This is a genomic window from Lactobacillus kimbladii, from assembly GCF_000970755.1.
GTDB lineage: Bacteria > Bacillota > Bacilli > Lactobacillales > Lactobacillaceae > Lactobacillus > Lactobacillus kimbladii.
Genome location: NZ_KQ034007.1, coordinates 1,875,306 through 1,883,296 on the forward strand (window position 1 = coordinate 1,875,306; position 7,991 = coordinate 1,883,296).

Consider the following 7,991-nt stretch of genomic DNA (forward strand, 5'->3'; position numbering starts at 1 on the left):
TAACAGTTTGGCCATGCTGGCCCTAGGCGGTTTGGCTTTAGCCACTGCTCTAGGTGCTGCTTGGCTTGAGCGCAAGAAAGACTAAATAAATTCTGACAAATAAAAAACGTCCTATATTATCAAATATAGGACGCCTTTCGGTTTAGCTTAGCTGAATTTGACTTTTGCCTAAGCCAGCCATATACTAAACCTATATTAATATGCAGTTTAGAAGAGGAATTTTATGAATACACATAAAAATGCTAACAAGCAAGGAGAAAAAATATTGCTCGGCGGCGTGGCCGCAGCTGCTTTAGGCTTAATTAATGCTAAGCCCCAGACGGTCAAGGCAGCTAATCAGAATGGCACCCGTGCCACTAAGAAGACTCCGAGAAGAGCAGTCAAGACTAAGTTGAACTATCAAAGTGAAACCGGTTCAGAGACTGAGGGTGAAGCAGCTGCTGATAACCACACTGACCAAAAGAGTGACAATCAAACTGCTGGCAGTGAAAATAATGCAGGCACTTCAAGCAGCACTCCAGAAACTGGACAAGTCCAGGCTGGAGCCAATAGCAGCACAGCAAGTGAAAATAGTGCAGATGCAGCTGCAGGCAATACCAACGATCCAAGCACCACAGACGATGCAAAAGCTGACAAGCAAGAAGAAGGCTCTGCACAATTTGATCCTGCTAAAGCTACTAGGGAAAGTTTCCCAACTAAATGGCAAGGGATAGATATCAGTTTTGATGATGAAGGTGATATATTAAAAATTAGTGGTGGCACTATCGATAACAGTGACAATCATTCTATCAGCCTATTCTACAATTTAAGTGGACAAAATCCAGTGTTAGCCGCTAACATTAAAGAAATTGATATCACTGGCAAACTCAAAATTATTGGCTCTGCAAATGATCTGTTTACTAGTCTTGGGGTATTAGAAACCATCAAGGGGCTAGATAATCTTGATACTTCTGAAGTTACCAGCATGGAAAACATGTTTAGTGAAAATAAAAAACTAACGAATATCGATTTATCTAGTTCAACTTCTTTCATAACCACAAAAGTGACGGACATGTCACACATGTTTGATAGTGACGCATCTTTAACTAAGTTAGATTTATCTCACTTTGATACTTCAAATGTCACAAACATGGCGCATATGTTTCAAGAATGCAGCGGACTTCGTAGCTTTGCATTCCCAGCTACTTTTAAAACAGATAAAGTGACAGACATGTCATACATGTTTTATAACTGTAATCAAGTTTGGTCTATTGACGTAACCAAATTCAACACTTCTAATGTTGAAAACATGGCATATATGTTTTATAGTTGTCAAAGTTTTCTTAAGTTAGACGTTTCAAGCTTTAACACATCAAAAGTGACAGATATGTCATATATGTTTGGTGCTTGTCGTAATTTGCTTAAATTAAATCTACCGACTACCTTTGTTACCGATAGTGTTCAAAATATGAAGGGAATGTTTAGCGGTTGTGAGTACATAACTGAGTTAGACTTATCACTGTTTAATACTGCTAAAGTAACTAATATGGCCAATATGTTTGGAGGTTCTAGCAAATTGACAGACATTATTGCCTCTGATAACTTTACTACCGCAAATGTTACTGACATGAGTAAAATGTTTGCTGGTATTCCAATTACTACTGATAGTATAAACAAATTAATATCCAAATTTGATACTAGCAAAGTCACAGATATGACAGGAATGTTTGCTTCCTGCAAACAAGTAGTTTCACTTGATTTGTCTAAATTTGATACTGCTAATGTCGGAAATGTTCCTGAAAAACTATCTCGTGCTGGTATGGAAAGTATGTTTGGTAGCTGTGATAACTTAACCACTTTAGACTTAAGCAATTTTGATACTAAAAATGTCCGTGATATGAGCCGGATGTTTTACTACGACAAAAAATTAGCAAGTATAAAATTTAGTCCTTCTCTTTTCAATACCTCTAACGTTATTGACATGAAATACATGTTTGATGATTGTCAATCATTAACTAACATTGATGTTAGTCATTTTGATACTGCAAACGTCCTTGATATGAATAACATGTTTAATGATTGTTTTAAATTAGCTGCAATAGATTTTAGTCATTTTAATACTGACAAAGTAACTAATATGTCGTATATGTTTGTAAATTGTAAGTCTTTAACAAGTTTAGATGTCACTAGCTTCAACACGGCAGCTGTGAGTGATATGACTAATATGTTCTGGCAATGTTCAAATTTAACCAGTTTGGATCTACACAACTTTAATACCAGAAAAGTTTCTAAATATGATGCCATGTTTCGAGGCTGTGATAAACTAGCAAAACTTGATCTTAGTAGTTTTGATATGAAAAATTCATCATCTATTGTTGATATGCTTAGGGTTCTTCCATCCCTTGAAGTGCTTATGCTAGGCAGAAGAAATGATTTGAAAAAAGTCGTAAATACATATGGGGACGGTGGTTTAGGTCACAATCAGGACGGCCATGATGAAGAAGATATCTGGGTTAACATGGGAGTTAATGAAGATAACGGTGGTCTTCAGCCTAAAGCTCATTATTGGACTGGTGCTGATTTAATGGAAAATTATGATGGCAGTAAGGATTATGATGTGTATGTTAATATTAATAAAATTCCAAATCCTTGCAGTATTACCATTAATTATCAATTTGAGGACGATAAAACCGCCAAACTCTCACCAAACGATTATCAATTCGGTACTGCTGGTAATGACGTGGTTATTCCAATCACAGCCAGAAAGTTGCCTACCTACAAACTTGCTTACGTTGAAATTAATGGCAACAAATACGCCACAGATAAATATGAAGATGCGTTGAGTAAACTAAAGTTTACTAATGATCCTCAAACTATTACCTTTGGATATGAAAAGAGTAATGCTGGTAAGGGTAATGACTCCGGTACTTCCAGTGGTTCTAACAGCTCCACTGGCTCTGATGATTCAACAGGTTCGACTGGTTCCGAAGGTTCAACTGGCTCGACTGGTTCCGAAGGTTCAACTGGTTCGACTGGTTCCGAAGGTTCAACTGGCTCGACTGGTTCCGAAGGTTCAACTGGCTCGACTGGTTCCGAAGGTTCAACTGGTTCGACTGGCTCGACTGGTTCCGAAGGTTCAACTGGTTCGACTGGTTCCGAAGGTTCAACTGGCTCGACTGGTTCCGAAGGTTCGACTGGCTCGACTGGTTCCGAAGGTTCGACTGGCTCGACTGGTTCCGAAGGTTCAACTGGCTCGACTGGTTCTGAAGGTTCGACTGGCTCGACTGGTTCCGAAGGTTCGACTGGCTCGACTGGTTCCGAAGGTTCAACTGGCTCGACTGGTTCCGAAGGTTCAACTGGCTCGACTGGTTCCGAAGGCTCAACTGGCTCGACTGGTTCCGAAGGCTCAACTGGCTCGACTGGTTCCGAAGGCTCAACTGGCTCGACTGGTTCCGAAGGTTCGACTGGCTCGACTGGTTCCGAAGGCTCAACTGGTTCAACTGGTTCGACTGGTTCCGAAGGTTCAACTGGCTCTGAAGGTTCAACTGGTTCGACTGGCTCCAATAGCTCTAATGGCTCCAACAGCTCTGATAGCTCCAATGGTTCTAACGGCTCTAACGATTCCAACAGCTCTGATAGTTCTAACAGTTCTGACAGCTCCGATAGCTCTAATGGTTCCAACAGCTCTGATAGTTCTAACGGTTCTAACAGCTCTAACAGCTCTAATGGTTCTAACAGTTCTGACAGCTCCGATAGCTCTAATGGTTCCAACAGCTCTGATAGTTCTAACGGTTCTAACAGTTCTAACAACTCTAATAGCTCTGATAGCTCCACTGGTTCTAACGCTTCCAACACCTCTGAGAGTTCGAATAGTTCTAACAGTTCTAACAACTCTAACAGTTCTAGCAACTCTAATGGTTCTATCACTCCAAACGGTTCCAGTGATTCAAATGGTTCAGGATTAAATAGCAGTAATGGTAGCAATACAGTTAACAATAACAATAATAGGCCTACGCCAATCCCGAACAGCAAGAAATCAAATAAAAAGTCTACCCAGAAGTCACATAAAAAGCACCGCATAAGCAAACATGATCAAAAATCTGCCACCAAATCAATCAAAGGTCTCACAGCTAACAAGCATCAGGCTAACCGCCCTGCTAAACTACTGGCAGCTGCAGCCCGCAAATTAAACAAGACGGCTAGCGCTGACCCACAAAAAGGCAAGCTGGATCAGGACAGCAAAACTAATTCATTGCCGCAAACTGGTGCCGAAAAGCACAACAGTTTAGCCATGCTTGCACTAGGAGGTTTGGCCTTGGCCACCGCTCTAGGTGCTGCTTGGCTTGAGCGTAAGAAAGACTAATTCAAAACAAAAACTTTTTAAGCGTAGGATATAGCCTAATTTATATAGCTCACAATAGTAGTCATAAACGCATTATGATTTACAGTTAAGCAAGTATCGAAAGAAAGCTAGCTTTTATTAATTAGCAAAAGCACATTCTTTATAAACGTCTCTCAAAATTTTAGTAATTGAGAGACGTTTTTATATGCTATAAAAACTTTGTCCTAAATAAGATATGAAGAAACTTTTTACTATTATATATTTATTTACTAGTATCGCTGCTACTGTTCTAGGTTTACTTGCAACTAATCCTGAATCTGTTAAGGCCGATACAGTGTCCAGTAATGGCAATACGTATCCTAATTCTACTAAGAATATTATTAATACGGATGGAAATAATACTGAAAATGACTCAAATACTTCTATGGCAACCAAAATTTCAGAGAATTCTAGCTCCACTAATGCTGCAGAAAATAATAATACTAATAACAACATCTTAGACAACAATAGCGCTAATACAGAACCTTCCACAGTAACTACAAGATTAAAAATTTCTAACTCTCCTATTACTTTAGAAGAAGATGAAACTAAAAAGACGCCACTCCTACTCCTGATCTAAACTGGAATGGGATAAAACACAAGGTTTATTAACTATTTACAATGATACTATTTCATAATGAAAATAATGATATAGACTACGCTTTTCACATTAAGGGAGTTAAAAACGATACTGACATCAAGAAAATTAAGTTTAAAGGAACTATTAAAATTTATGGATCTGCCAGTGCACTTTTTAATGGACTTAACTAATTAATCGCAATAGAAGGACTTGACAATCCCGATACTTTTAAAGTTACTGACATGTCTAATATGTTTACTTACTGTAACTCATTGCAAAAGCTTGATACCAAAAATTTTGACATGACAAATGTGCCTGTTGATTTGACGGGCTTGAAGAATAAGGATAAGAATAAAACTATAAACATACTTGCAGGATTGGATAGTTTATGCGCCATAAGTATCAGTAGAACGAATAAATTTGAAGGTACAAGTCTACTTACTAATGGCTATACCAATACATGGATGAACGTGGGTAATGGAACTGAAAAAGAACTTGAAAACAGTCTATCCTTAGATTCGTCAAAATTACCTTGGACATTACAAGATAAAGTAGACAATTATTAAAAAATAACTAAAGATGAATTTATTCGCTATAACGTTATAGTACATTATGAGAACTAAAGCGGAAACCAAATTTCACCAGATGGTTATGTATTCTTGGATAAAGAACCTTTTGAAGTGCCAGTTAAGAATAGAGCTGGTTATACTTGTACTGTTGCAAAACCTATAAAGATAAATGATATCCCAACCGATCCAACTAAAATCTTAGAGCACATATATATACAAAGAACACAAATAGTGGCTCAGTCAGCAACGTTTCAGGTGTTAAACGTAAACTGAAACACAATGCTTATATTTACACTAAAAAGCCAAACAAATTAATAATAAATTATTAAAGAAAAATCAACAGATAAAAGTGTATTGCAGTACCATTAAGTTTAATAATTAATTTTACTATATCATAGGTAAGAACCAATTTGTTAAGAAAGTAATCTTTTACAAAGTAATAATATTTTAACAGAATTAAGCCAGTAGTCAGTGCTGCTTATTGAGTTCTTTTTTTATAACTTAAAATAAAAATAGTAATTACTTTTATTAATAATGCAATATCTACTATTAGACACTAAAAAATCAGCATAGCTAAACTTGTATTTTATCACAAATTAGCAATATTAGTATACTTGTATATAAATTATGCATCTTTTGGTATGTGTGCAAAAAGGACAGTTTAACTTTAAGTAAATAAAATAACGTTCTATCAAATTTAATATAAAATATTTTTCATCTCTAAAAGTCGCGTTGACTTTCAAAAAAACCCGCAATATACTAAATGCGTAATAAAAACCTGATTATAAGAGGATTTATATGAAAACACACAAGAATATATATAAACAAGGAGAAAAGTTGTTTGTTGGGGGCATGACAGCCGCAGCTATAGGATTTTTCAGTGCTAACCCTAAGGCAGTTAAAGCCGATAGCTTATCGGCAGGGTATCTAATGGCACAAAATGTCCAAAGTAGCAGTAAAACTCAGCTTTCTAAAGCAGTTCCTACGGAATCTACTTCGACTGATTCTTTCGAAACAGAACAATCAGAAACTATGGATAAAGATGCTGCTAATGATCAACAATTAAATAACAGTAATTCAAGTCAAGAGACAAATGATAGCAACAACATCAATGACAATGACAATTCAGCAAATTCATCTGCTGCTTCTGAGAAAAATAATACTGATTTAGTTGATAGTGATATTAGTAAAAGAGATACTGAGAACCCTAATATTGTCGAAAGCAATTGGAACAATATAAAAGTCAGTTATGATACCACTCAAAAATCGTTGACAATTTATGGCGGTACCAAAGAAAAGCCAGTTGCAGTTAGTAATCCTAACCCAATTTTGGGAACCTCAGATACGGGATATATTGCAGGAGTTAATCCACTAGATATTACTGATATCAAAATAGACGGTCAGCTTAAGTTATCTGGATCAGTCAAGTTCTTATTTCATGGCTTAACCAAATTAAAAACGATTGAAGGTTTGGACAATCTTGATACTTCAGAAGTAACAGATATGTCGGAAATGTTTTCCGATTCAACAATGTTGCTTAAATTAGATTTATCAAACTTTAATACTGTTAAAGTGACACGCATGTACAACATGTTTCACAATTGTATTAATTTAAGGTACTTAGATATTCACAGCTTTAATATGGCTAACACGTCAAACGTCGCGGGAATGTTACTTACCTTGGAAAGCTTAAAAGTATTGGTATTAGGAAAGGATAATAAAATTGGCCTTTCCGATTTTCAGAATAAAGCGCGCTGGAACAGCTTAGGATCTGGAAGTATTAGTAACCCTGAAGGTACTGAAAAATGGAGATCAGAAGATATTGAAAAAAATTATCACAGTAATAACATTTCTGATACCTTTATATCAACTATAGCTAATCCGGTTTTTGTTCATTTTCGTGATGAGAAAGGTAATCAGGTTACTGATCAGAATGGCAAAATTGTACCTGATACTGTTGAGGTCGGTGACATAGGGACATCTAAAGCTCCTGAAGATTTTGACTGTTATAAGAATGCAAACATTACTAATTACACTTTGAAGAAGATTTTCATAAACGGAAGCGAAGTTACACCTGGTTCTGCTGAAGATATCGTAAATTTCGAACTATCAATTAATAATGAACAACCTAATATTTGCGCTAATCAAGATGTTACTTTTGTTTTTGGAAAAGAACAAATACAGTCTCAGACGCTCACTGTTTCTTATCATGACCCGAACGGAAAAACTTTAAAAGATGACTTTATAACTAGTGTTACTTCCAAAAAGTCTACGACGGTTACAGCTGATGAGATAAAAGGCTATACTCTCGTTAAAGTTTGGGTTAACGGCAAGCAGGTTGACTTCGATCCAAACGTTGCTGGTCAGTACTCTACAGAAATTTCATATTCTGATGACCTGACTGAGCAAAACGTTGTTTTTGTTTACGAGCCTGATACAGAAAGCAACGTCACCGTCTTCTTCCAAGACGAAAAAGGCAAAG

At 36.6% G+C, this 7,991-nt stretch carries 5 protein-coding genes; all 5 read left to right on the top strand.

Annotated elements, in window-relative coordinates:
* Positions 1 to 223: 223 nt before the first annotated feature.
* Entirely contained in the window at positions 224 to 4,342 is a 4,119-nt protein-coding gene (locus JF75_RS10445) for a BspA family leucine-rich repeat surface protein (RefSeq protein ID WP_052726915.1), read from the top strand.
* Positions 4,343 to 4,556: 214 nt separating this feature from the next.
* The gene (locus JF75_RS09120; protein WP_046332740.1) at positions 4,557 to 4,940 is read left to right on the top strand and encodes a hypothetical protein; all 384 of its coding nucleotides are present in this window, start codon (positions 4,557 to 4,559) and stop codon (positions 4,938 to 4,940) included.
* A gap of 242 nt (positions 4,941 to 5,182) precedes the next feature.
* Positions 5,183 to 5,506, top strand: a complete 324-nt coding sequence (locus JF75_RS09125) for a hypothetical protein (protein ID WP_046332741.1) — start codon at positions 5,183 to 5,185, stop codon at positions 5,504 to 5,506.
* Between the two features lie 212 nt (positions 5,507 to 5,718).
* Complete coding sequence (locus tag JF75_RS10820) at positions 5,719 to 5,838, top strand: SLAP domain-containing protein (RefSeq protein ID WP_379859288.1); 120 nt, start codon at positions 5,719 to 5,721, stop codon at positions 5,836 to 5,838.
* A 469-nt stretch (positions 5,839 to 6,307) separates the two neighbouring features.
* The coding region (locus JF75_RS09135; protein ID WP_046332743.1) for a BspA family leucine-rich repeat surface protein at positions 6,308 to 7,991 on the top strand (1,684 nt) is incomplete at its 3' end.